Below are 25,871 nucleotides of genomic sequence, written 5' to 3'. Positions count from 1 at the left end.
TTTGAATCGCATCGACCGCTTGCACGCTATTCTCACGCACCTGCAAAGTAAAAAGCGGGTAACTGCACAAGAGATCGCAGACCGCTTCAACATGAGCCTGCGTACCGTGTACCGCGACATCAAGGCCCTCGACGAAAGCGGCGTACCCGTGATCGGCGAAGCCGGCAGCGGCTACACGATCATGGAAGGCTACCGGCTGCCCCCCGTCATGTTCACCCAGGAAGAAGCCGCCGCATTATTGCTGGGCGGAAAGCTGGCCGCACACATGACCGACGCCTCTGTCAAAAAACACTTCGAGACTGCCCTCTTCAAGATAAAGGCGGTGCTGCGCAGCAACGATAAGGAACAAATGGACATACTGGCCGATCACATCGAAGTGATCCGTTCCCGCATACCCGACGAGGAAACACCCAGCCAGCACCTCACCGCCTTGCAGAAAGCCATTGCCGATAAACGAGCCATCTTCATCATCTACAACTCCAATTACAATGAAGAGGTCAGCGAACGCGTGATTGAACCCATCGGCCTGTGTCATTACAGCGCCAACTGGCACCTCATTGGCTGGTGCCGCCTGCGTAATGGATACCGCGATTTCCGGGTAAACCGCATCAAACGCCTCCAGGTAAAAGATGAGCAGTTCGATATCTCCGTGCACCCCGCCCTTAAAACCTACCTCGACAGGATCAGGAATTCTCACGAACTACAGGAAGTAGTTGTGCGCTTCGATAAGGACGTGGTGCGCTATATCCGGGACCAGAAATACTATTACGGGTTTGTAAAGGAAGAAGAAGCTGGCGAACAGGTGCGGATGCATTTTGTAACCGGAGGCCTGCAGGGCTTCGCGCGCTGGCTGCTGATGTTCACCAACGGTGTCTCCATCGAATCGCCCGCCGCCTTGCATAGCCAGATGAAGGAGTTCTGGGCCGAAATAGGCGATCATTATAAGTAAACCGCTGTCGATCTTATCAGGTGGCACCTGAGTGCTGCCGCCACAACACTTTGTTCGTCAACGGACGTTTTCAGGTCGTGCCCGTATTCCCCACCTTGGCTCTCCCCTTTCCAAAATAATCTGCGGCCTGCTGACATAGGGCTGTCACTGACCGGATGTTGCTTTGTACAAACAAATCAACCGATTTATGTACCTCAAAACACATCCCCCGATGACTGTGCTGTACAGCCAGCACGAAACCACCATACAGCACCTCAGCGAATTTGTGGGCATTGTACTGCAGGACCTTTGCGCCGAAGCAATTGCCAATAAAGCAGTTATAAGCGGTCCGGCGCTCTGGGTATACCATGGTATGGACGGCAAACCCGATACCGTATTCACCCTCACCATTGCCCTGCCTATCCAGGGCGAGTTTACCCCTGCCCGTTTCGCCATCAAGCAACTACCGGCCTTTAAGGCAGTGACACATACCCACGAAGGCCCCTGGAACACGCTCACCGAAACTTACGAAGAGATCATGCACCATATCGACGCCAACAAGATACCGATCACCGAAGAGTCGCGCGAGGTGTACCTGAACATCGACTTTAAGCACCCGCAACACAATATCACGCAGGTACAAATGGGCGTGGTATAAATAGTATAGCCATGAAACAACATCTTTACAACTGGGCCGCACCGGTACTCATCGTCATGCTGCTGGGAACACAATGCAAGCAAGCCGTCACTCAGCAACAGGCGCCAACAGCAGCCACCGGGCAAACCAGCAAAAAACAATCTATGAAACTGAATGCAGGAGTCATCACCACCAAACTGGCCGAGAGCAAGGAATTTTATCAACGCGTATTGAAATTCGGCATCACCTTCGAGAATGACTTCTACCTGCTGATGCATACGCCCGATCAGCAAACCTCCTTTGCTTTCCTGTTGCCCGATCATCCGTCGCAACAACCCATCTTTCAGCCAGCCTTTACCGGCAAAGGAATGTTCCTCACCATTGAAGTAGAAGATGCGGATGCTGAGTACAGACGGATCAAGGACCTGGGTGTCGACATCAAAGTGCCCATCCGCGACGAACCCTGGGGCGACCGCCACTTCTCCTTTTACGACCCTAACGGGATTGGGATCGATATTGTAAAGTACGCGCCTCCGGCACAGTAAGAACTAGTTAGCCATAACCATAGAAAGTATAGCCACGAAAAGAGGGAGCGATACCGCTCCCTTTTCCATTATCATGAAGTTGCCGGATCTTAGATGGCTTTGGCGCCGTCTTCGATCTGCGTTACATATACATATGGTTGGATCTTGAACAACTGCTCAAAAGCAGCCTGGATCTTCTGGGTAAAGGATGCCACCGCATCCTTCTTCACGATGTTGATGGTGCAACCACCAAAACCGCCGCCCATCATCCGCGACCCCATTACACCATCGATAAAGCCTGCGCGTTCTGCCAGGAAATCGAGTTCGGTACAGCTTACGCTGTATTGTTTGCTAAGGCCCTGGTGGGTAGCATTCATCATCAGTCCGAACGTAGCCAGATCGCCTTTAGCCAAAGCGGCACAACCCTTCATCAGCCTTTCTTTCTCGCTCACTACATACCAGCATCGATCGTACACGATGGCGGGCAGCTCCTGACGGTGCAGCTCCAGCACATCCAGCGTTACATCGCGCAGGGAATTGATATCGGCATAGTGTTTCTTCAGCATGGAAACGCCTTCTTCACACTGCTGACGCCTTACATTGTATTCGGACCCGGCCAGCGAATGGCTCACCATGCTGTTTACCAGCACAATATTGTAATCGGGGAAGTTGAAAGGGATATACTCGTATTCGAGGCTTTTGCAATCGAGCCGCATCACATGCCCCGCCTTGCCATGCAAGCTGGCAAACTGGTCCATGATACCACACATTACACCTACGAAAGTATGCTCGGTCTTTTGGCCGATGAAAGCGAGATCCATGCGGCTGAAGCCAAGATGAAAGATCTCGTTCAAGGCAAAACCATAAGCCGAGGTAAGGGCAGCCGAAGAGCTCATACCCGCACCAACAGGCACATCGCCGTCGATGATCACATCTACACCACGCAGCTTCTTGCCACGGTCCTGGATATGGAACGTAACACCCAGCAGGTAGTTCATCCAGCCGTTCACCGGCTTGATACCCGTTAAACCGAAAGAATAAGTTTCATTGAACTGGTTGGCATACACGTTGATGGTATCGGTATCATTTTCCGCCATCGCCACATACATTTTCTTGTCTACGGCGCCGGGTAACACAAAACCTTCATTGTAATCCGTATGCTCTCCGATCAGGTTCACACGGCCGGGCGCCGCAATCACCAGCGGCTCATTATTGTAAAGCTCCCGGAATTGCTTGCGTAATTGTTCTGCGATCATAACTACAAAAAAATTAATTTAGACTCCTATAAACGGATGTATGAGTTTTGCAATTGACAGGTACCGGATCAATGAATTATCGTTATTGCGGCTGCAAGATAATGCAACAGGCGCAATGGTAGCCATTTTACCCGAGCATGGCGCATTATTGCACGCCTTCGAAATTCCCCTTGCGGGAAAGCCCTTCAATATAGTAGACAATTACCCTTCCCGGACCGATCTGGAGCAGGAACTTACCTCCTCCTATAAAAGCGCCAAGCTGTCGCCCTTCCCCTGCCGTATAGCCAATGGCAGGTACCGGTACGAAGATCAGCTGCTCGAATTTCCCCGCAAATTTCCCGATGGATCCGCCATTCATGGCCTCCTGGCCGATCAATCTTTCAACATTTTGAATCAATATGCCGACGATCACTCGGCTACCGTAACACTCCGCCACCATTATAAAAGGGCCGACCCCGGCTATCCTTTCGAATACATTTGCGAAGTACGCTATACCCTGCAGGAGAACAAGGTATTGCAGGTGCAAACCACCCTGCTCAACCTCGACGATCGTACCATCCCCATCGCCGATGGATGGCATCCTTATTTTACCCTTGGTGGACCCATAGATGGATATGAACTTCAGTTCAGCTCCAATACGATGCTCGAATTCAACGAAAAACTGATCCCCACCGGTCAGGTCGTGCATGATCCGGCATTTACGGTCGCGGCACCGCTGGGCAGCCGCCGTTTCGATAATTGTTTCCTGCTTGAAATACAGGAAGGAACACCTTGCTGCCTGCTCCGGAATCCGCAAAACGGTGTCACCCTCACCATCTATACCAACTCCTTGTATCCCTACCTTCAAATCTATACACCTGATCATCGCAACAGCATCGCCATCGAAAACCTGAGCAGTGCGCCTGATTGTTTCAACAACGGAATGGACCTGCATTTACTGCCTCCCCGACACACTGTCACATTTAACGTATGGTACCAATTGAGTGTGGAATAATTCGACTACATTGCTCCCAAATAAGTGAGTATGAAGTTCCTGAGATACCCGCTCGTTCTCCTGTTCCTCGGTTTGCTGGCCAGTTGTTATGAAGTCAATGAGGAAATAGTGATCAACGAAGACGGCAGCGGTACCTACCTTACCAAAATGGACATGGGCCAGCTACTGGAAATGATGCAATCGTTTGCAGGCGAAGAAGAGCTTACCAAAGAGGGGCTCGACCGCGCTATCGATACCACCATCCAGATGAAAGATATCCTCGATTCGGCCAAAGATCTTTCGGCCGAACAGAAAGCGCTCATGGCACGCGGCACCATGAAGATGCAGATGGACATTAAAAAGAAACTTTTTAAGATAGACCTTCTGTTCCCCTATACCGGCTACAGTAGCCTGCAAAAGCTCATGGAAGGCCAGGGCAACAGTGGCGCTGGTATTACAGGTGCGTTTAAAGGGCTCATGGGCGGAAGCAATCAACCTCCCCGCGACACCACAAAGATCATCGATGAAGCCCGGGAGCCCGATATGCAGGACGTATCCGGCATCTACGAAGTGACGATCAAAAATGGTCTCATCAGCCGTAAAACGAATGAAGCCAAATACAAAGCCCTCATGGCAAGGCCCGAAATGGAACAGATGAAGAAACTGCAAAGCTCGGGCATGGAGATTCAGTATACCACTACGATCAGGTTGCCCCGACCGGTAAAGAAGGCCGACAATGCGATCATCAAACTGTCGGAGGATAAGAAGACCGTAACCATGAAGTATAACCTGCTCGACCTGCTGGAGAGCCCCGAAAAATATGCGTACACGATAGAGTACTAAACACGAACGCGGAAGGGATCAACCCATGTTTCCTTCCGCGGCCTTTACCTTGATGCAGCTTCCTGCAATAGCGTCTACCCGCCCGCACCAACTCGCAGCTCCTCCGAAACTCGCGCACCGATTGCATCCCTTGGCAGTTTTCCCGTAAATTTGGCGATTCTAACCGCACGTTATGCAAACAGACTTCTTAGTGATCGGCTCTGGCATCGCCGGACTTACATTCGCCCTCAAAGCGGCCCATCAGTTTCCCGATAAAAAAGTATTGGTCATCACCAAAACACAGGCAGATGAAACCAATACCAAATATGCCCAGGGAGGCATAGCCGGCGTTACCGATTTTGAAAAAGACAGTTTCGATAAACATATAGAAGATACCCTTATTGCCGGCGACGGACTCTGCAACAAAGCCGTTGTGGAGATCGTGGTGAAGGAAGGAGTAGACCGCATCCGTGAGATCATCGAATGGGGCGCCCGTTTTGACAAAGAGGCCGATGGCGACTACAAACTCGGTAAGGAAGGCGGCCATAGCGAATTCCGCATTCTCCACCACAAGGACGTAACCGGCCGCGAAATGGAACGCGCATTGCTCGATGCGCTTGCAGCGCATAAGAACATCGAAGTTATTAAACATTGCTTCGTGGTTGACCTCATTACCCAGCACCACCTTGGCTACCTGGTCACCAAATCCACGCCCGACATCGAATGTTACGGCGTATACGTACTGAACCGCGAAACCAACCAGATCGAAAAGATACTGGCTAATTATACCCTGCTGGCCACCGGAGGCAACGGCCAGGTATACCGCTCTACCACCAACCCTTACATCGCTACCGGTGATGGCGTTGCCATGGTATACCGTGCCAAAGGCCGCATCGAGAACATGGAGTTTATCCAGTTTCACCCCACCGCCCTGTATGAGCCGGGCGTACGCGGTCAATCTTTCCTCATCACCGAAGCAGTACGGGGCGATGGCGGCATCCTCCGCAACAAGAATGGCGAAGCTTTTATGGAACGGTACGATGAGCGCAAAGACCTGGCGCCCCGTGATATTGTAGCCCGCGCCATCGATAGTGAAATGAAAATAACCGGTACCGAACACGTGTACCTCGATGTACGCCATATCCCCCTCGAGAAGTTCACCGAACACTTCCCCAACATTTATGAGAAGTGTAAGTCCATGGGCATCGATGTCACCAGACACCTGATACCCGTGGCGCCTGCCGCCCACTACAGCTGCGGTGGCATCAAGGCCGATGAATGGGGGCGCACCTCTATCAAGAACCTGTATGCAGCCGGCGAATGCGCCAGCACAGGACTTCACGGCGCCAACCGCCTGGCCAGTAACTCCCTGCTCGAGGCCATGGTATTTGCGCACCGTTGTTTTATGGACGCCGCCCAGAAGATCCAGGCCAAAGACAGGTCCGCCACGATCACAGCCAGCAAAGCCACCGCCATACCGGATTGGAATGCTGCCGGCACCACCCGGCCCAAAGAAATGATCCTGATCACCCAAAGCCTTAAAGAAGTGCAGCAGGTAATGAGCGACTATGTCGGCATCGTTCGTACCAACACCCGTTTGGAACGTGCCATGAAACGGCTCGACCTGCTTTGGACCGAGACGGAATCTCTATATCAAACCACCACGCTATCGCCTCAACTCTGCGAGCTGCGCAATATGATAACGGTCAGCTACCTCATCGTAAAAGGGGCCAACTTCCGCGAGGAAAGCCGCGGCCTCCATTTCAACACCGATTATCCGAATAAGAGCGAGCTGGTACAAAATATTGTACTGTAAAAACGTTATCCAATCATGAATACAATATCCCAGGGCATGATCTTCGCAGCTGGCCTCGGTACCCGGTTCAAACCCTGGACCGATCAGCATCCCAAAGCATTGGCGGTGGTAAACGGTAAGAGCCTCCTGCAAAGAAATATTGAATACCTGCAACAGGCCGGCATCTATAAAGTGGTCGTCAATGTGCACCATTTTGCCGACCAGATATTATACGCCCTCCGGGAAAACGACGGCTGGGGAAGCACCATCACCATCAGCGATGAAACCGACGCCGTGCTGGAAACCGGGGGAGGATTGAAAAAAGCTGCTCCCTTGTTCGATCAAGGTCCGGTGTTCATCATCAATGTCGACATACTTACCGACCTCGATCTCGGGGCCATGATCCGTTTTCATGACGTAGAAGCCCCCCTCGCCACCCTTGCGATCTCTAACAGAGCATCTTCCCGATACTTCCTGTTTGATGAAAACAATGCCCTTTGTGGCTGGAGGAATGTGAAGACCGGCGAAGAAAAGATCAGCCGGCAGGTAGCTACCATGATCCCCAAAGCCTTTAGTGGCGTCCACATCATATCGCCCGATCTTTTGCCGCTCATTAGCCAGGAAGGTAAGTTCTCGATGGTCGATGTATACCTGCACCTCGCAAAAGAACATGCCATCAAGGGATACGACCACAGCTATTCCAAATTCATCGATGTTGGCAAACCGGAAGCAGTAGCTCAGGCAGAATCCATGTTTCCCTGAGCATCTCTTTTTTTGTGAACGCACCTGCAAACATTATTTTTACCTACTATACCATCCTGCATGCAAACGATCGTTGAATCAATAAAAGAACTATATACCACCTGGAGTGGCGGCCCGGCCGACCGGGTAGAAGTGTTGCCACAATCAGGGTCCGACAGACGCTATTTCCGCGTGTACGATAAGGATAACACCTATATCGCTACCCACGGCAATAACATTCCGGAAAACGAAACCTTCATCTATTTCTCCGACCATTTCAAGGAAAGATCCCTGCCAGTTCCACAGGTACTGGCTATATCCGAAGACAAGACGATCTACCTGCAGGAAGACTTTGGCGATATATCCTTACTCAACCGGCTCGAAGGAGAAGGTCTTTGCGACGAGGTGTATGCCTTGTTCCGCGATAGTCTTCACCAACTGGCATTGCTGCAGGTGAAGGGACATGAAGGGCTCGATTATACACGTTGCCTCACCAACCAGGAGTTTGGCAAACAAGCCATCATGGCCGATCTGCTGTACTTCAAATATTATTTCCTCGATGCGTTGCGCAAACCATACGACAAACAAAAACTCATCGACGACTTTGAAGCCCTGAGTACCTACCTCACCTTCACGGAATACAAATACTTTATGTTCCGTGACTTTCAAAGCCGTAACATACTCGTGAAAGATGACAACACCGTTCACTTCATCGATTACCAGGGCGGCATGCGCGGAGCGCCTCAATACGATGCAGCCAGTATGATCTGGCAGGCACGCGCCAACCTGCCAGACGACTGGAAGAGCAATCTGCTCAATGACTACATGGACTCATTCGAATCCATCATTGGCCAACCGATCGATAAAGGCATCTTCAAAAGCCAGTACAATGGATACGTGCTCATTCGCTTGTTGCAGGTGTTGGGAGCGTACGGATTCCGCGGCCTCTTTGAACGCAAAGCCCAGTTCCTGACAAGCATCCCTCAGGCCTTGCATAACCTCAAATGGTTTATCGAAAACCAAAGCCTTGGCATAGCAGTTCCCGAATTTAGGAAGGTGCTCGACATATGCGTAGGCGACGATATTATTGAACGCTTTACCCCGCTCACGGCATCGGAGAATACGCCGCTGGTGGTACACGTAAGCAGCTTTTCCTATAAGAAAGGCGGCATCCCGTCTGACGAGAGTGAAAATGGCGGCGGGTTTGTATTCGATTGCCGTGGTATCCTCAACCCCGGCCGCCTCGAAGAATTCAAATGCCAAACAGGCCGCGATAAAGGTGTTAAAGACTTTTTGGAGCAGCAAACACGTATGCCCGAATACCTCAACAGCGTGTTCGACATCGTGGATATCGCCGTGGAAGATTATATCCGTCGTGGATTCGATAGCCTGATGGTGAGTTTCGGATGTACAGGCGGGCAGCATCGCAGCGTTTATGCGGCCGATGCCCTGGCGAGACATCTGCGTAACAAGTTCAAGGTCAGCATACAGCTCAAGCACCATATACAGGATGCCAAAAATTGGGTTAATACCTGATAGCACGGCAACCATTTAACCCCTGGCCTGTTATAACCGGTATTACGAATAGTCGATCAACATCATGTATTACGTTGTATTTATTCCACTTTACCTGTTATCGCTGTTGCCATTGCCAGTCTTGTACCTGTTGTCCGACGTGATTTCGGCTTTCAACTGGTATGTGATCGGCTACCGTAAAAAGGTGGTACTGGACAACCTGCGCATCGCTTTTCCCGAAAAGACCGAGGCAGAGCGGAAGACCATTGCCAAAAAGTTTTACCGCAATTTCGTTGACAATTTCATCGAGACCATTAAGCTGATAACGGCCAGCCGGGCATTCATCACCAGGCATTTCCAGCTCGATGCCAATCCGTTAAATGAACTTCATCGCTCGGGCCGCAAATGCCAGTTACACCTTGGTCACAATTTCAATTGGGAAGTGGCCAATGTGGCCATGCCCTACTACACCGACTACACCTTCATCGTGGTGTACATGCCCATCAAGAACAAGGCCATGGACCGTCTGTTCATGTACCTACGCACCCGCACAGGTTCTAAAATGCTGCCCGCTACCAATATGCGCAACGCCATCGTGCCTTACCGCAGCACGCAATACCTCCTGGCGCTGGTAGCCGACCAGGCACCCGGCGATGTTTCGAAAGCCTACTGGCTTAATTTCTTTGGCCAGCCCACCCCTTTTGTAAGGGGCCCCGAAAGCGGCGCCAGGGTAGGTGAAATCCCCGTTATATTCTCCGAGATCTACAAGGTGAAACGCGGGTACTATCGCGCCAGGCTGGAAGTAGGCGCAGAAAATCCACGCGAATTGCCAGAGGGCGAACTCACCCGCCGGTACATTGCATTCCTCGAACGCTCCATCAGTGACCATCCCGACATGTGGCTTTGGAGCCATAGAAGGTGGAAACACCCCTGGAAACCCGAATACAAAAAGTTGTGGATCGGTCAGGAACAGGCCCCACTCTGATCTTACGTTACAACAACTAAACGCATTAACACCCATTTTGCAAAGGGTGATTAAAGGGTGAATACACCGTGTTTTACCCCCTTGCCAGCAACTAAACATGTTGGTATAATACAGTGTTTAAGCCATCTCAAGCGCATTACCACCCCGGTATCTTCGAAGTAGCAACTACATTTATTAACGGTAAAATTTACTACCTATGGCTACTTCACTTCAGTATGCGTTTAATCAGGAAGCCCTGCTGGAACTCTTCAAGAGGCCCGGCGCAGAGACTGTCAACTTCTGGTTGGTAAACCTGGTAAAGCACCCCCACACCAATCCTTACATGTACATCTATGCGCAGGTACATGATGCAGATGGGAATGCCATCTTAAGTCAGAACATTGCCGGCGCCAAAGGAGAACAGGCCTGCCCCGTGCCGCCCGGCTGGCAGTGCGATCTTACGCCTCCTTCCATTAGCCAGCAACAATTGGAACTGGCACCCCGCTTCGCGATCGAGCTGGCAAAGCTCAAACCGCTGATTGAAGAAAATGAGTTCTTGCTGGAAGCAAGGGTAGCTGTCAATCCCGAAAAGCATGCGGTCATCAACCAGGTGCTGATAAATCTGGAAGGAAAACTTACCGATGAAGGGCTGGAACCTGTTTTAACCTTAACTTCCCTGAAGAAAAACGGCATCCTCAAAAGCGCCCTGGAAATCGAATCTTTTAAGACACCCGTACCCTCCAAAAACGGATCCCGTACAACAGAGATAACACAATAGGCAGTTGAGTAAATCGCTGTTACATAACATCACTATTCACCTGGATATCATCGCTCCCCTGGTAGCCTTTTTCTTTGCCTATTACCGGAAAGAAAAGAAACTGGGGGAGCATGTATTTATTGTCATCTATCTGTTCATACAACTTGTGTTGAATACCGGCATTAAGGTTATTATGCATGCGAACTGGGGCCCCAACATATACCTCTACAAAGCCAATTGCCTGTTTTCCTTTATCGTTATCAGCCTGTATTTTCTTCAAAAATGGAAGCCCTACATCACCCAAAGGGAATGGCGGTTGATCGCCATCGGTACCGGCATTATCTCCCTATTGATCTATATCATCTTCACCTTCGAGCAGGTAGACGCCTTCAACAGCTATAGTTATAGCATAACCGCTTTATTCATATGCACTTATTGCATACTCTATTATTATCAAAAATTGCTTAAACCCGAAGCCGCGAAGATTACGCATACCAGGTCGTTCTGGTTCGTAAGCGGCCTTTTTTTATATTATGCGGGTAGCTTCTTTATTTTTCTTAGTTTTAAATTCCTTACGATCAATGATACGCCCAATGCTTCCTGGGTCTGGAAATTCCACAACCTGTTTTTCGTCCCTATGTGCGCTGCATTCTCAGTTGGATTCAGATGCCAAACCAACCATACGATATAATTTCGATCATCCTGAGCACGTCTTTCACGCTGCTGATCGCCTGCTTTATCATCATATTCATCGTCATATACCAGAAACGGCATCAACGTTATATCCGGGAAAGACAGGAACTCCAAACAGGCTTCCAACAGATCCTGCTCGAATCACAACTGGAAATACAGGAACAAACGCTCCAAACCATATCCCAGGAAATACACGATAACATTGGGCAGGTATTGAGCCTCGCCAAGCTCAACCTCGGCACCATGGACACCAACAGGCCCGATCAGCTGCAGCAAAAGATCGAAGACTCCAAAAGCCTGATCGGAAAGGCCATCCAGGACCTGCGCGATATCTCCAAAAGCCTCAACACCGATTATGTATCTGAAATGGGCTTGCTGCAAGCCCTTGAGTACGAATTGGAAATGCTCAAAAAGAGTGGCGGCCTCACAGCCACCCTTACCACAGAAGGTGCATACATAAAGCTGGAAGGTCAAAAAGAGCTCATCATTTTTCGCATTGTGCAGGAGGTTATCAACAACATCATCAAGCATGCAAAAGCCAATACCATCCGGGTAGACCTCACCTATGCCCCTACCCGCTTTACGATATCCGTAACTGACGATGGCACCGGCTTCGACCTGTCACCCCTTCATGCAGCCCAGAACAGCCGGTTTGGCCTGGGTATCCGCAATATGCACAAACGCGCCCAACTCATCGGTGCCGAATTCACCATCGCCAGCACCCTGGGGGCCGGCACCACTGTGTCTTTATTGCTCCCGCTTGCTGCCTCCCAAACAGCAGGCTGATGCCCCTTCTTCCGGCCAAAAACTCCGGCTTTCTGCACAACAACAGGTATTTCAGCCTTTTATAACAAAGGTGTTTTCCTCGTATTTGGAACCGCAAAACACGGTATTTACATGACTTAGATCAAACCAGTATTCTATTCAGTAAATTACAGTAAGCATCTTCGTATCAAATGAAAAAAATGGGGACCATACAGGAACATGAGATTATCAAAACGAAGCTGGAGATACAGGAGCAGGCATTGAAAAACACCGTCCAGGAAATACACGATAATATTGGTCAGATATTGAGTCTGGCCAAATTACACCTCGGAACGCTGGATTTTTCAAAGCCTGAAGAAGTAGCCCAGAAAACGTTTAATAGTAACCAGCTGATCGGCCAGGCGATCAAAGATCTGCGCAATCTGGCCAGGAATCTGGATGCCAACCATATTGGAAGGGTAGGCTTATTGAAGTCGATAGAGTATGAATTGTCATTTCTGCCGAGAAACAGGATAACAGAGCCGGTACTCACCTTTAACGGATGTATCAGGGAGCTAGCTAAAGAAGAGGAATTGATGTTGTTCAGGATCGTACAGGAAGGAATACATTATTTTCTCGGACAAAGCAGCACATCATTGATAACCGTTCAGATACAATGCCAGGACCAGGACCTGGAGATAACGATCCTGAATAAAGAGATCGATCAACAAGAACCCGGCACGCATCAACAACACGACGGCAACATGAGTATGATCTACGACAGGTCGGCCATGATCGGCGCACAACTGCAGGTCAACAAAGCCCTGAAGGACGAAACAATCATACATATCACCTTCCCATTTTCAAACCGATAAACCGGCAGTATATGCAAACAAACAAAACACGGGTAGCACTCATAGATGACCACATCCTGCTCCGTAACGGCCTTGCCAGTATGGTGAAGAACTTCGATGGTTATACCGTGTTACTGGAAGCCAACAATGGTCGGCATTTTATAGAACAGCTTAAGACCCATGAAGTTCCCGACCTCATATTGATGGACATCAACATGCCCGAAATGGACGGCTTCGAAACGACCATATGGCTCAAACAAAACCATCCCGAAGTTAAGGTGCTGGCCCTCTCCATGTACGACAATGAGCAGTCGATCATCCGCATGCTCAAGAACGGCGCCAGGGGCTATATACTCAAGGAAACCGAACCCAAAGAGTTCAAATGCGCTCTTGATTCGGTAATCAGCAAGGGGTATTATTATTCCGAAATGGTGACCGGCAAAATGATCCACGCGCTCAATAACCTCGAAGACGACAACAACAGCATAAAGCCGCTGATCTCACTAAATGACCGGGAAATAGAGTTCCTCAAACTCGCCTGCACCGAACTCACCTACCGGGAAATAGCCGATAAAATGCATCTTAGCCCCCGCACCATCGATGGCTACCGCGACACCCTGTTCGACAAACTGAGTGCTAAAACGAGGGTAGGCCTCGTGCTATACGCCATCCGCAACGGTATCTTTCAGCCCTAATGGCTGGTGAGCCGGATGGTGGTGCCAATCCCGGGCACACTATTGATATCTATCTGATACCTGATCTGCTGCGCGCGGTATTTGAGGTTGTTCAGTCCGTTTCCTTTTTGAACGGTAGCAATATCAAACCCCTTTCCGTTATCGCTCACGACGATACTGAACTGGTCATAAGCGACCTTCTCAATCTGTACCTGCAACACAGAAGCTTCCGCATATTTAATGCTGTTGTTCAATGCCTCTTTCAGGATCAGGTATAAGTTTCGTTTTTCTTCTTTCTTCAAAATCCTGTCGGCGACCGTAGCATCCATTATTTTCTCAAACCGGATATCCTGCGCCGCAACAACGGGATAGATAAACTGCTCAACCCTGTTTACCAGGTGCTCAACCGTATCCTGCTTATCGTCCAGTATCCAAACCATATCCCGTATGCCTACAATGGCGCCCTGAACCCCCTCTTTCAACTGTAAAAGATAGGGAGCATTTTGTTCGGACTTCATCATGGCCAGGTTGGCAAACACCTTAACACTATTAAGTGTGCTGCCAATGTCATCGTGCAGGTCGCTGGCAATTCGTTGGCGCATCTGCTGCTCCTGTTTCACCTGCCACAACCGGTACCGGTAGATCCCGTAAAGCACACCTATGATCAACAGGGCGATCAGGCTCCTGAACCACCAGGTTTGATACCACTTGGGCAGGAACACCAGGGTCAACTCCCTGGGGGCCGACCATAGACCATCTTCATTGGCAGCCTTTATGGATAAGTGGTACGTACCCGGCGAAAGCCCAATGAACCTAACAAAATGCTGGCTTCCAATATTCGTCCATTCATTGCTCAATTCATTGATACGGTAAGAAAAAGAAGTAAAGGCAGGGTTGGAGAAATTCAATGCTGAAAAATAAACGGTTGTCTGAACGGCATCATTGGGCACCACCATCTTTGTGCTCGTCAAATCGGAGGAGTCAATCGCTTTCCCCGGCGACTCAACGGAGATCCGGCTAAAGTACAGCGACGGCGGAGAATCGTTCGTCCTTAGCAACAGCGGATCTATAATCGTAAATCCATCTTTGCCACCTACATAGATCTTATCTCCCGCCGAATTTCCGCTCAACTCTTCAAAAACACTGGAGGTAAGTCCATTGGCATCAAAATAATTCTTGACTTTTGAAGTCGCAAGGTGAATGACAGACAATCCATTATTGGTGGTGGCAAACAATAGACTATCCCGAAACAATAACAGCTTATATACACTATTATTTGCAAGGCCATTAAAAGTCGAAATTTCGCGAACAAACCTGAACTCCTTATCCAGCACTACGATACCATCCCTATAAGTGGCAAGAAAATATTGATCTCCATATTCACAAACATCATAAAATAGAGAGTACGCTTTCTTCAGTCTGGGATCAGTCACTTCCAAATGCTGCACATGACCAAGTTGCGCATCCATAACCGAAATAGAGTTGTTGGTGAGTATCCAGATTAACCCCTTCCGATCTTTATAAAGGGCATTCACGTTATCATCCTTCAGCCGTAGCGAACCAACCGATGTTGAATAATTGGCAATAGAGTGCCGCTCCCGATCCCAGACAAATACGCCCCTTCTATCCTGGCTTCCGAACATCAATCGGTCTTTATCTATACTCAAATGGCTATTGACGATCAGTGAAGAGTACTCCTTAAATTCAGGATATACTTCGCTCACAGGAGTTACTCCTTTTTGACCAACGATCACCAATCCATCATCGCAGGAGGCAATCAATCGGTGATTGGCGTCTTCAAAAACATAATAATAGGATTTCCCCTTATCAAGGGACCCTATTTCGCCGGTTAGGCGGTTGACTTTGTACAGGGCATCAGACGCGCAAACCAATGTGATAGAATCGCCATTCGGATAAATATAGTAGGCATGGGAAATGGTTTCTTTTGTCTCCTCCGACTTATGATAAGCTAAAAATGCGGCCGATCTATTGGTAGAAAAACTAACGCCTTCATGACAACCAAGCCATAGATTATTCATCCGATCAAAGAAAATGGCATAGACAGAGGATGTCCAATCCTTCTCAATCACTTTACTTTCCTTCACATACCAAAATCGTTTTGAATAAGCATCCATCTTTATCAGGTGACGCCTCGTTGAAAACCAAAGATTATCGGATTGATCGGCCCTGACCGAAAAGACCGGAGACCTCATATGTTCGGTGGCAAACAAAAACCTATCGTAGTTAGAAAGTATCCTGCCTGCTGAAAGATAATAGTGCCTCAGCCCCTCATTCGTCCCGGCTACAATAGAGTTGCCCCAAATAGCTCCATCAAAATAGATGGCGGAAGGCTCATCCAGCGAGGCAATCACTTTACTGGTCGGAACATCTATCGCAAAAACGCCCTGGCTCTGGCAAAAGGCCCAAAGACGCTTTTCTTTATCAAAAATGATTCTATTAACGTTTGGTGACTGCTTGATGTAAAAGGCCGGGCTATTCAACACATATGGCTTTAACTTGCGGTCATTCACCTGCAAATAATAAATCCCTTTGTCACTGCCGATAAATAAGGTGTCGCCACGCGCAGCGAGAGAAGTAAACAACACCTTACTGAGCTCCTGATCGCTCTCTTGTGCAAGCCCGAAAACTACGTTGGACGACCGGGAATCTATGGCATTGATGCCGCCAAAGGAAGTGATTACCCATATCATTCCTTTTACCTCTATTACATCCCTGATATCAGGCCCCGTAATCGAATGCCGCTCCGGTTGTGCCTTATTATAATTTACGAACTCTTTTCCGTCAAATCGATAGAGACCGTCCTGAGTAGCAATCCAGATAAACCCGAAAGAGTCCTGAATGATTTTCCGTACATTAATGCTTCCAAGACCGCTCCGGTTATCGTAGTGATCAAATTTCAAGTGAAACAACTCCTGTGCCCGAAGCTCCACAGCAATAAAGGCTAAACATATGACCATGTATGACCGAAGCGAGGGTAACATAGCTAGTGAAATTAGGGAAAATGGTACATCAAATGCCCCCTTAAGATACCAAGAATGGGTGTTTTTCACCTTGGTCCTTTTTTTGACCATCCATAAATTTGAAATACGACGACACTTTTCAAACCTCAATTATGGATTCCGCCGATAACACGAAGACCTATAAATGGTTAGTATTCATCTTTATCCATGAGATCATGGAGTACAAGTCCGAAAGTCAGAAATTATTACGGGAAATCAGTAAATATCTAGACGACAACTCGGACAACGTTAAAATTATCGTGCTGCTCGACAGCATTCAATTCAGAGCACCCAATAATGAATATTGCTACCATTATAGCTTAAGAGAGTATTACCGTAAGGAGGGAAAAACAAAGTTTACCTACCGGAAGTTGACCTACCGGCACCATGGTATCGACCTCTATGAAAGTGAAGCGTGGAAACCAATATTCAGTTATGTGTTCAAAACATTCCCCTCCGAAAAAAAGATACTGGTTACCTGGACTCACGGCAAGGGTTTCGGTCTGGATCTTCGCAGAGCAGATGAACTGGAAATAAACAGCCTGAATGTACAGCATACAGGCACGGTAGTGGAAATAAAGAATACCATACAGTTCGTAAACAAAAATTTGCTCGACAAGAAAAAATTATACTCGGGCGAATTCAAATGCGGCAAAGAACAGAAAAACGAAATGATGCCGATCGAATCAGATGTGGTTTCACCTTGCCGAAAAGCAAATGTGGTTTGGATGCAGGAAATTTACGATGTATTGAAGCAGGCACTTCCCGGCGACCAAATGATCGACATACTGCTCATGGTGAACTGCAATATGCAAATGGCCGACAATGGATTTATTCTTAAGGACAAGGTAAAATACCTGGTGGCCCCACAATCTGTGTTCCCTTATTACGGCTATAACTACCTTAGACTATTTAACCTGTTAAGAAGACACCCCAATATTCCCAACAAACTGCTTGTACGGAAGATCACGGAAGATTACATTCTCAAGTACTCCACCGAACTAGCAGAAGGGATCGATATCGTAAGTGAAAGTACCGTATTTTGTAACAAGCTAAAGTACTACGACGAACTATCGACGCTTATCAACAACCTGTCCGACTATCTCAAACTTCGTATTGAAGAACCCGAATTCCTATCGATGTTCATCAAAATACGGAAAGAAAGGATCAATGATGTTTCGAAACTGGGCCTTGGCCTTGTTGATCTGGGACTGTTGATCGAATGCCTTGCTGACACCCCATCACCCTTTCAATATCAATTCAAGGTCTTTCTTGACCGCTACAAATCTATCAGGAAACGAATTGTAAAATCCTCCTTTGTCGGCGAATTCTTTACGCTTTCAGACAAATTCGACACATCGCGCTACTCCCAACAAGGCATATCAATTTACTTTCCGGCCGACACCGATATAACCATGGAAACTACAAAAAGCCTCTGCGCCTATTACGACCCCGAGGTCGTGAATAAGTTCGCCCAAGATTCAACCTGGGATGACTTCCTGCAACACTACCTGGAGAAGGCAAAGGCGCTGACAGTATAAAATGCGCTTAGAGCCTACTAAGTAGGCTCTGCTTTTTAAGAATTACCTGGATCCATTAACTAAATTTCATCACCAATATCTGGTGGAATTTTAACCCCTTTTAGGGGCAGCTTCGTAAGTGTAGTACCTTCTGCAATCTCCAATACATGCTTTTTTACACCACCCTCCGTCACCACTTTTATTTTAATAGTCCTTTGCGCATCTGACGACAGGTTTTCATTTACCTTAAATACACGATCCGTTTCATCACGTAATTCTACTGTATGCTTTGGCATAGAATATATTTTTATGCAAAACTATCCATCAAACGACAGTAAACCACCCGTTTAAACACCTGAATTGCAGCGGTAGAATTACCCATAAAAAAAAGCCAGCATCGCTGCTGGCTTCACAAAGGTTATTTTATTGAAAGCTGGTTAATTCAACACACTCTTTTCTTTCACCACCTCGATGCCTTTCTGGTCCTTGATCGCGTTCCATCCACCCAGCACGTTGTGCAGGTTGTGAATGCCCTGGCGTTTCAACATAGAGGCAGCGATCACACTACGGTAGCCACCGGCGCAATGCACGTACAGGTTCTGTGTTTCGGTGATATTCGCCATAGTGCCTGGGTCGGTCATTTCGTTGAGCGGAATGTTTACCGCACCGGCTACGTGGCCATCGGCAAATTCAGTTTCCCGGCGCACGTCTACCACCACCAGGTTATTATCGAAAGGCAGGTCCATGGCCAGTTCATCGGCTTCTACATCGATGATCAGGTCGATCTGCTCACCGGCAGCCTTCCAGGCTTCCACACCACCATGCAGGTAACCCTTCATTTGGGAGAAACCAACACGCGCCAGTCTTACCACACTTTCTTCTTCCTGTCCGGCTTCTGTCACCAGGATGATCGGTTTATCGAATGGGAGCAGGCTGCCCGCCCATTCGGCAAAGCGACCTTCCAAACCGATGAATATAGAACCAGGCACAAATTGCTCGGTAAAGGCAGCGGCGTTACGGGTATCCAGCACGATCACATCCTCGTTTTGGGCGAGTGCCTTGAAGTCGGCCACCGTCAGCGGAGTCAATCCCTGCTGCATGATGCCTTCGAGGCTTTCGTACCCTTCTTTGTTGATCCGTGCATTGATGGGGAAGTATTGTGGAGGAAGGCCGAGGCCATCCGTCACTGCCTTGATAAAATCTTCCCGGCTTTGAGGTTGCAGGGCATAATTGGTTTGCTTCTGCTCGCCGATAGTGCTGTGCGTTTCGGGCCCCAGGTTCTTACCGCAGCTGCTGCCAGCTCCGTGAGCGGGGTAAACGATCACCGAATCGGGTAAAGTTGCAACTTTTTGCTGCAAAGAGTCAAATAACATCGATGCAAGCGCTTCTTTGCTCAAATTCCCGCTACTGAGGTCGGGACGACCTACATCCCCAACAAACAGCGTATCGCCCGTAAAGAGCGCATAAGGGGCCTTATTTTCGTCGCGGAGGAGGTAGCAGGTCGATTCCAGCGTATGGCCGGGTGTATGGATAACCCCGATCGTCAGATCACCCAGTTCGAACTCCTCACCATCTTTCGCCAGGTGGATCGGAAAATTGGTCTCGGTGGATGGGCCGTATACGATGGGAGCGCCGGTAGCCTTTTGCAGGTCGAGGTGACCGCTTACGAAATCGGCATGAAAATGAGTTTCGAAAATATACTTGATCGTAGCGTTTCTTTCTTTCGCCAGCTCCAGGTAGGCTGCAATATCCCGCAGGGGATCGATAATGGCGGCCTCGCCTTTACTCTCAATATAGTAGGCTGATTCACTCAAACAACCTGTGTATAATTGCTTTATAAACATAGGGCAAAATTACTTCATTAAAAGCAAAAAGCAGAACATGGTCGGCCATGTCCTGCTTTATAAGCAGATTATCAAAAGGTTAAACCGCTATTAGCTGTTCAGGTCCTCTACACATTCCATAATGTGTGCCACGCGGGCACTGTTCACGGAATAATAGATGAACTTGCCATCCCTCTCTGTTTTTACTATCCCAGCCCTGCGAAGGATCGCAAGATGCTGAGAAGCTACGGACTGCTCCAGACGGAGCCGCACATAGATTTCAGTGACGGTGAGGCGCTTTTGCTCATCTATGAGCTTAAGGATCTGTTGGCGCAATTTGTGATTGAGCGCCCGCAGGATCATAGCGGCCTTTTTTAGGTTTAGGAAGTCAACCTTGACGGAATCCCCATGTACGCCGTCTGCATTCAGCACCATGGAGTAGTTGCTTGTTACGTTCATGTGCACATCAGAGCTTTTAAAAAATTTAATAGGATAAGCGTGCCAAATTTACAAGAAAAAAAATACTATGTGAATTAAAGGTCTATAAAAGTTTCACTTAGTTTAATTTTTTATATGAGAGTAAAATTCCTTGAGATAAGCGGGTTCCGCATAGGCCAGATCTGCCCATTCTTGTTGCTGAAACCGCTGTTCTGAAAGAGCTGCCAGGTCTGTAACACTGTGCGGGGGTCCTTCGTAAAACATTGCATGTGAATGCTTACATAGGGGTTTCCACTTACGCACACCATTGCCACAGAAAATTAGACGATTATTTTCTAACTCTTTGTTAAAAGAACTTTCATCCAACACACAGGCACCTCCGGGAATTACTTCTCCGAGTTCCAGATTATAGACGCCGGTGAACACTTCCATCCTGCGCGCGTCGATCATTGGGCACAACAAGGTCGGAATTGACATAGGAGATTCGTCGGTTGACAACCCCATAGCCGCACGCGTTGCATAAGCGATTACTTTTAATGTACTATCTGTAATCAACGGAATATGAAGCGCATAGCACAAGCCCTTCGCCGTTGCCATACCAACCCGCAGCCCGGTATACGAGCCCGGGCCTGCGGTAACGGCAACCGCTTCCAGCTGTCCCATCGCATAACCCGCTTCCTGCATCAACGAGGCGATCGCCGGCTGCACCCAGCTTGCATGATCCTTCTGTTCACGGTTTACCATAGTCGCGAGCGGAGTTCCATTGGTTGCAAGACAAACCCCTGCAATTTCCGTAGCCGTATCGATATTTAGTATAAGCCCCATGATACTGAATGAATAGAAAGTCCAACAATTTTTTAGATCATCATATAATAGATGCACAAACTTCGCCAATTCCATAAAGTTGCCTGTAAAAGTTTAACGACTAACCGGTTAGGCCATCCGACTTTTACAGCTACAACTTAACACTTCAAAGCCTGCACCAATGCAGGCGCCGGCGCATACCGGTCATCGGTCCGGCTCAACTCTTTTAACAGCACACCTATATGCGAAAGTCCGATCGCGCTGCTCCACTCAAAAGGTCCCATTGGATAATTAGTGCCAAGTTTCATGGCGATATCGATGGCCTCTTTCGTACTAACACCGGCCCCCAACGTAAAGTAAGCCTCGTTGACGATGGTCGCCAAGACGCGTGGCGTTATCATACCCACTATATCGGGTACCACCTGAAACCTCCACTGTAAGGCATCGAAAACAGCTTGCACGGCCGGCAGCTGATCCTCACGGGTAAGGGCAACCTCCACCACCGGACGCTTCAGCAAGGTGGGCCAGGCATTGAGCCGTATTACGTCCGTACCCGTCACCTTACCATGCCAGGCCACGGCATTCACAAAAAGAGGCTTGCCATTGAGCGGTTTCAGCTGCTGGATCCTTTCCGGATCGGGCTGGTACAACAGATCGAAATAAGCGTCGGCCTCCACCATCCTCAGGGAACTCACCGAGTCGACCCAGATGAATTCAACCTCTTCGGGGGCTTCCTTCTCCAACCATTCTTCTTTCAAAACGTCGTCGGCCAGCAGGGCGATCGTCATGGCAAAAAATTTACGCAATGTAAGTTGATATTGTCATACGGGCACGGTAATCCTGCCCCGCCCCATTGGCCAGTGGGACTGTATACGGTGACTACCCTGCCAGCCAGCGCTTCTTCACCGGGCGTTTCCGGGACGTTCAACTGGTCGGGGTTCCGCACCGCAGTTTGGCAACAGGACCGACTTTTCACAAAACGGGGGCTCTTTTTTGTCAACAGCCCTTGCATTTTGCAAAACAGCGGATTGCCCCGTCCATGCAACAAGTGCTTAGTTCTTGCAAAACGTCTGTTTTACACTGCTTCTTGTCAAAAGCCCTCGCATTTCGCAAAACCGCTGCCTGACGGAGCCGTGTACCAGACACTTAGTTTTCTCAATACGGGGGTTTTACCCCTTCTCTCCAAAGCTCGAAACTTCCTATTTTTGGCCCATGGAAAAAAAGATCATCAATACCACCAACGCACCGGCCCCTATCGGCCCGTATAGCCAGGCCGTTCAGATCGGCGGTTTATTGTTCGTATCGGGTCAGGTAGCCATCAACCCGGCAACCGGCAATATCGACGCCACCGATGTGATTGGCGAAACACACCAGGTAATGCACAATATCAAGGCCATCTTATCCGAAGCGGGGATGGACTTCAGCCATATCGTAAAAACGACCATCTTCCTGAGCGATATGTCGTTGTTTGCCACTGTGAATGAGATCTATGGAAAATACTTCCAGAGTAATTTCCCTGCACGTGAAACCGTCGCCGTAAAGGGCCTGCCCAAAAATGTAAATGTAGAGATCAGCGTAACTGCCGGTAAATAACGAAACAGGCCGCCGGCGAATTCCATTCACCGGCGGCCTGTATATAGTTCCTTAGCTCCTTTGTCTTATTACTTCAGCACACCCAGTTCCTTACCCACTTTGGTAAAGGCCGCAATGGCTTTATCGAGATGTTTTTGCTCGTGACCAGCACTCAATTGAACGCGGATACGGGCCTGTCCTTTGGCCACTACGGGGAAGAAGAAGCCAATAACATAAATCCCTTCCTCGAGCAGTTTGGCGGCAAAATTCTGCGCTACAACGGCGTCATACAGCATGATAGGCACAATGGGGTGATCACCCGGTCTGATATCGAAACCAGCCTCTGTCATCTTTGCACGGAAGTATTTGGTATTGCTTTCCAGCTTATCCCGTAGTTCGGTTGTTTCCGTAAGCAGGTCCAGGACGGCAATAGAAGCTCCCACGATGCTGGGCGCCAGGGTATTCGAGAAGAGATAAGGTCTTGAACGCTGACGCAGTATTTCAATCACTTCTTTACGGCCGCTGGTGAAACCGCCGGAAGCACCACCCAGGGCTTTACCCAGGGTACCGGTGATGATATCGATCTTCCCCATCACACCACGGTATTCATGGGTACCACGACCTGTTTTACCCAGGAAACCACTCGAATGACATTCATCGATCATGATCGCCGCGTCATACTTCTCTGCCAGCGCCACGATCTTGTCGAGCTGTGCGATGGTACCGTCCATACTGAACGAACCATCGGTGATGATGACGCGGCTGCGCTGGGCCTGCGCTTCTATCAGCTTTGCCTCGAGGTCTTCCATGTTGTTGTGCTTGTACCGATAGCGTTGAGCCTTACACAAACGTACCCCATCGATGATGGAAGCATGGTTCAACTCGTCGGAGATCAGTGCATCCTGTTCATTGTACAACGGCTCGAATACACCACCGTTGGCGTCGAAAGCCGCTGCGTACAGGATCGTATCCTCCGTACCCAGGAAGGCAGAGATCTTCGCCTCCAGCTCCTTATGAATATCCTGTGTACCGCAAATGAAGCGTACGCTGCTCATACCATATCCACGATGGTCAACACTCTTCTTGGCAGCCTCCAGCACTTTGGGGTGCGAGGATAAGCCCAGGTAGTTATTGGCGCAGAAGTTCAGTACCGTTTTACCATTTACAACGATGTCGGCCCCCTGTGGAGACTCAATGATACGCTCCGTTTTATACAAGCCCGAAGCTTTGATTTCCTCCAGCTCAGTAGCCAGCCTTTTGACTAAATTTTCATTCATGGAAAGAGGGATTTTTTAGATAAGGGCACAAAAATAGGACTTTGAGCAGCTGCTTATTTGAAAATTTCAAACGGTTGCGCAGCTTCTGGCAAAGAATTGGCCGATAAAGGATTTTGGGCCCACCTGCTTTTTCACCTCAAATATCATAAGAAGCTTTTCAAGATCAACTACGGTGGCCCGCCGGGTTTTCAACAGCAAACCAAACTGGCCATCTTCACCAGGGTCTTCACTTTTCACATTACGAATATACTGAATATGACAAAAACTATAGAGCACCTACAGAGCACTTACAGAGGACCTACAGAGCCCTTTGCGGCGTCTTCATTCGGAGATGGTTCGGAGTTGATTCATAGGTAGTAGCCTGATGATGGCCTGGAGGTATACCAGGTATGCCTGCAAGGTGCCCTCTTAGGATGTGGGTTTGCAGGGAGGTTCTGTACAATATTCCGGGTTGTTTTACTGGCCACCGCACGGTGTACGCCCGAACCTTGGGTTGATCTCAGCCTCCGTTGCGATTTACCTCGGGGCAGAGGCTTTGCTGGCTTAGCGTGAACTCAGGTGTGGGGAATGTTCAACCGCAACTGGGTAATTTCGCCGGCCATACCCCCACTTTCACCTAATTTTTAGAATTCTTTACCACTCCTGTAACATTTTGCAATTACCTTCGTCTTATCTTTTAAAGGGCCAATTATGTTCAAAAAATCCTTCATACGGGCATTCTTCTTGCTGGCAGTGCTGACAGCCGGAATTTTGGTGGTAGCTGCCACCAAAGCCCATAAGAACACCGAAGAGGATGTTTGTACCGAGGCTAATGATCAGTGCGAAAAGACCAAAGCCCAGGGAGAGTTCATCATCCTTGAAGCCCTCAACCGGGCAGTGATGGCGACAGCACGTTAACCCCTTTCATTATCAACTATTTACAATAAATCAGAGGCCCTAGCAGCCTCTTTTTATTTTTTTGGGCAAAAAGTTCGGGCAATTGTAACATTCCGGGGGCCTGGGCCGTATAACCAATAGATAACCTTACATGCACATTTAGAGACAGGACTTGCTTATGACCGAAAGAGAATACAATCAGTGTGTCACAGAGTATGCGGATAACGTGTACCGGTTCATCCTTAAGAACCTCCGCCACGAGGAGGACGCCCGGGATGTGGTACAAACGGCATTCGAGAAAATGTGGATCAATCGCGCCCAGGTAGACGGCACCAAATGCAAAAGCTATTTGTTTACCGTTGCCTACAACCAGATGGTGGATCACCTGCGCAAGGCGAAAAGGGTGACGCTGAAGGATGAGTTCAATGAGAACGCCAAAGTGTACGACCGCCCCATGCACAACACCCGCAAAGTGTTGGAACAGGCCCTGGCGCAACTGAACGAAACCCAACGATCACTGGTGCTGCTGAAGGATTACGAAGGATATTCGTACGAAGAGATCGGGCAGATCACCGGTTTGAACGAAAGCCAGGTGAAAGTATATTTACACCGCGCCCGTGTGCAGTTAAAAAATTATTTGGTCAGCCCTGAAAACGTGTTATAG

27 protein-coding genes are annotated in these 25,871 nt (G+C 48.7%); 18 read left to right on the top strand and 9 right to left on the bottom strand.

Going from position 1 to position 25,871, the window contains the following annotated elements:
• Position 1: 1 nt before the first annotated feature.
• The 3 genes from P2H89_RS01125 (at position 2) to P2H89_RS01115 (ending at position 2,110) form a co-directional block, all read left to right on the top strand.
• Positions 2–949 carry a YafY family protein gene (locus tag P2H89_RS01125; RefSeq protein ID WP_275824630.1) on the top strand — a complete coding sequence of 316 codons (948 nt, stop codon included), beginning with the start codon at positions 2–4 and terminating at the stop codon, positions 947–949.
• Positions 950–1,136: 187 nt separating this feature from the next.
• Entirely contained in the window at positions 1,137–1,586 is a 450-nt protein-coding gene (locus tag P2H89_RS01120) for a GyrI-like domain-containing protein (RefSeq protein WP_275824629.1), read from the top strand.
• 11 nt (positions 1,587–1,597) lie between these two features.
• Complete coding sequence (locus tag P2H89_RS01115) at positions 1,598–2,110, top strand: VOC family protein (protein ID WP_275824628.1); 513 nt, start codon at positions 1,598–1,600, stop codon at positions 2,108–2,110.
• Between the two features lie 89 nt (positions 2,111–2,199).
• Here the strand turns inward: P2H89_RS01115 and galK are convergent, their stop codons facing one another.
• A complete protein-coding gene (gene galK / locus P2H89_RS01110; protein ID WP_275824627.1) occupies positions 2,200–3,345 on the bottom strand; it encodes a galactokinase in 1,146 nt (381 codons plus the stop codon).
• Between the two features lie 40 nt (positions 3,346–3,385).
• On the opposite strand from galK, the gene P2H89_RS01105 reads away from it, so the two are divergent.
• The 11 genes from P2H89_RS01105 to P2H89_RS01055 all read left to right on the top strand — a co-directional run bounded on the left by P2H89_RS01105 (position 3,386) and on the right by P2H89_RS01055 (position 13,898).
• Positions 3,386–4,339, top strand: a complete 954-nt coding sequence (locus P2H89_RS01105) for an aldose 1-epimerase (RefSeq protein WP_275824626.1) — start codon at positions 3,386–3,388, stop codon at positions 4,337–4,339.
• Between the two features lie 30 nt (positions 4,340–4,369).
• Positions 4,370–5,161 carry a hypothetical protein gene (locus tag P2H89_RS01100; protein WP_275824625.1) on the top strand — a complete coding sequence of 264 codons (792 nt, stop codon included), beginning with the start codon at positions 4,370–4,372 and terminating at the stop codon, positions 5,159–5,161.
• A 172-nt stretch (positions 5,162–5,333) separates the two neighbouring features.
• Positions 5,334–6,956, top strand: a complete 1,623-nt coding sequence (nadB, locus tag P2H89_RS01095; protein WP_275824624.1) for an L-aspartate oxidase — start codon at positions 5,334–5,336, stop codon at positions 6,954–6,956.
• Between the two features lie 15 nt (positions 6,957–6,971).
• A complete protein-coding gene (locus P2H89_RS01090; protein ID WP_275824623.1) occupies positions 6,972–7,697 on the top strand; it encodes a nucleotidyltransferase family protein in 726 nt (241 codons plus the stop codon).
• A gap of 60 nt (positions 7,698–7,757) precedes the next feature.
• Positions 7,758–9,212 (top strand): RNase adapter RapZ, encoded by a 1,455-nt coding sequence (locus tag P2H89_RS01085; protein WP_275824622.1) that lies wholly within the window; start codon positions 7,758–7,760, stop codon positions 9,210–9,212.
• Positions 9,213–9,276: 64 nt separating this feature from the next.
• Complete coding sequence (locus tag P2H89_RS01080) at positions 9,277–10,176, top strand: lysophospholipid acyltransferase family protein (protein WP_275824621.1); 900 nt, start codon at positions 9,277–9,279, stop codon at positions 10,174–10,176.
• A gap of 196 nt (positions 10,177–10,372) precedes the next feature.
• A complete protein-coding gene (locus P2H89_RS01075) occupies positions 10,373–10,933 on the top strand; it encodes a hypothetical protein (protein WP_275824620.1) in 561 nt (186 codons plus the stop codon).
• A 4-nt stretch (positions 10,934–10,937) separates the two neighbouring features.
• Complete coding sequence (locus P2H89_RS01070; RefSeq protein WP_275824619.1) at positions 10,938–11,603, top strand: hypothetical protein; 666 nt, start codon at positions 10,938–10,940, stop codon at positions 11,601–11,603.
• Complete coding sequence (locus P2H89_RS01065; protein WP_275824618.1) at positions 11,579–12,391, top strand: sensor histidine kinase; 813 nt, start codon at positions 11,579–11,581, stop codon at positions 12,389–12,391. Before P2H89_RS01070 ends, P2H89_RS01065 begins: the two co-directional genes overlap by 25 nt.
• A 179-nt stretch (positions 12,392–12,570) precedes the next feature.
• Entirely contained in the window at positions 12,571–13,224 is a 654-nt protein-coding gene (locus P2H89_RS01060) for a histidine kinase (RefSeq protein ID WP_275824617.1), read from the top strand.
• Positions 13,225–13,235: 11 nt separating this feature from the next.
• The gene (locus P2H89_RS01055; RefSeq protein ID WP_275824616.1) at positions 13,236–13,898 is read left to right on the top strand and encodes a response regulator transcription factor; all 663 of its coding nucleotides are present in this window, start codon (positions 13,236–13,238) and stop codon (positions 13,896–13,898) included.
• On the opposite strand, the gene P2H89_RS01050 is transcribed toward P2H89_RS01055, so the two are convergent.
• Positions 13,895–16,855 (bottom strand): sensor histidine kinase, encoded by a 2,961-nt coding sequence (locus tag P2H89_RS01050; protein ID WP_275824615.1) that lies wholly within the window; start codon positions 16,853–16,855, stop codon positions 13,895–13,897. The two genes, P2H89_RS01055 and P2H89_RS01050, sit on opposite strands and share 4 nt — an antisense overlap.
• 155 nt (positions 16,856–17,010) lie before the next feature.
• Here P2H89_RS01050 and P2H89_RS01045 point away from each other — a divergent pair, with 155 nt between their 5' ends.
• Entirely contained in the window at positions 17,011–18,438 is a 1,428-nt protein-coding gene (locus P2H89_RS01045) for a clostripain-related cysteine peptidase (protein ID WP_275824614.1), read from the top strand.
• 59 nt (positions 18,439–18,497) lie between these two features.
• Here the strand turns inward: P2H89_RS01045 and P2H89_RS01040 are convergent, their stop codons facing one another.
• From P2H89_RS01040 to P2H89_RS01020, 5 genes are all read right to left on the bottom strand, one after another.
• Entirely contained in the window at positions 18,498–18,713 is a 216-nt protein-coding gene (locus P2H89_RS01040) for a hypothetical protein (protein ID WP_275824613.1), read from the bottom strand.
• A 141-nt stretch (positions 18,714–18,854) separates the two neighbouring features.
• Positions 18,855–20,261 carry an MBL fold metallo-hydrolase gene (locus tag P2H89_RS01035; protein WP_275824612.1) on the bottom strand — a complete coding sequence of 469 codons (1,407 nt, stop codon included), beginning with the start codon at positions 20,259–20,261 and terminating at the stop codon, positions 18,855–18,857.
• Between the two features lie 90 nt (positions 20,262–20,351).
• Complete coding sequence (locus P2H89_RS01030) at positions 20,352–20,699, bottom strand: metalloregulator ArsR/SmtB family transcription factor (RefSeq protein WP_119052909.1); 348 nt, start codon at positions 20,697–20,699, stop codon at positions 20,352–20,354.
• 102 nt (positions 20,700–20,801) lie between these two features.
• Positions 20,802–21,578, bottom strand: a complete 777-nt coding sequence (gene tsaB, locus P2H89_RS01025; RefSeq protein ID WP_275824611.1) for a tRNA (adenosine(37)-N6)-threonylcarbamoyltransferase complex dimerization subunit type 1 TsaB — start codon at positions 21,576–21,578, stop codon at positions 20,802–20,804.
• A gap of 62 nt (positions 21,579–21,640) precedes the next feature.
• A complete protein-coding gene (locus tag P2H89_RS01020) occupies positions 21,641–22,270 on the bottom strand; it encodes a 3-hydroxyacyl-CoA dehydrogenase family protein (RefSeq protein ID WP_275824609.1) in 630 nt (209 codons plus the stop codon).
• 424 nt (positions 22,271–22,694) lie between these two features.
• Here P2H89_RS01020 and P2H89_RS01015 point away from each other — a divergent pair, with 424 nt between their 5' ends.
• Entirely contained in the window at positions 22,695–23,075 is a 381-nt protein-coding gene (locus P2H89_RS01015) for a RidA family protein (protein ID WP_275824608.1), read from the top strand.
• A 68-nt stretch (positions 23,076–23,143) separates the two neighbouring features.
• On the opposite strand, the gene kbl is transcribed toward P2H89_RS01015, so the two are convergent.
• Together kbl and P2H89_RS01005 are read right to left on the bottom strand one after the other, a co-directional pair.
• Positions 23,144–24,331 (bottom strand): glycine C-acetyltransferase, encoded by a 1,188-nt coding sequence (gene kbl, locus P2H89_RS01010; RefSeq protein ID WP_275824607.1) that lies wholly within the window; start codon positions 24,329–24,331, stop codon positions 23,144–23,146.
• 66 nt (positions 24,332–24,397) lie between these two features.
• Complete coding sequence (locus tag P2H89_RS01005) at positions 24,398–24,568, bottom strand: hypothetical protein (RefSeq protein ID WP_275824606.1); 171 nt, start codon at positions 24,566–24,568, stop codon at positions 24,398–24,400.
• 453 nt (positions 24,569–25,021) lie between these two features.
• Here P2H89_RS01005 and P2H89_RS01000 point away from each other — a divergent pair, with 453 nt between their 5' ends.
• Positions 25,022–25,228 carry a hypothetical protein gene (locus P2H89_RS01000; RefSeq protein WP_275824605.1) on the top strand — a complete coding sequence of 69 codons (207 nt, stop codon included), beginning with the start codon at positions 25,022–25,024 and terminating at the stop codon, positions 25,226–25,228.
• 157 nt (positions 25,229–25,385) lie between these two features.
• Positions 25,386–25,871 (top strand): RNA polymerase sigma factor, encoded by a 486-nt coding sequence (locus P2H89_RS00995; RefSeq protein ID WP_275824604.1) that lies wholly within the window; start codon positions 25,386–25,388, stop codon positions 25,869–25,871.

Origin of the sequence: Paraflavitalea sp. CAU 1676, from assembly GCF_029223285.1 — a bacterium.
Lineage (GTDB): Bacteria > Bacteroidota > Bacteroidia > Chitinophagales > Chitinophagaceae > Paraflavitalea.
Note: the sequence above shows the minus strand (reverse complement) of the source record. Positions and strands in the feature narration are given on the sequence as shown.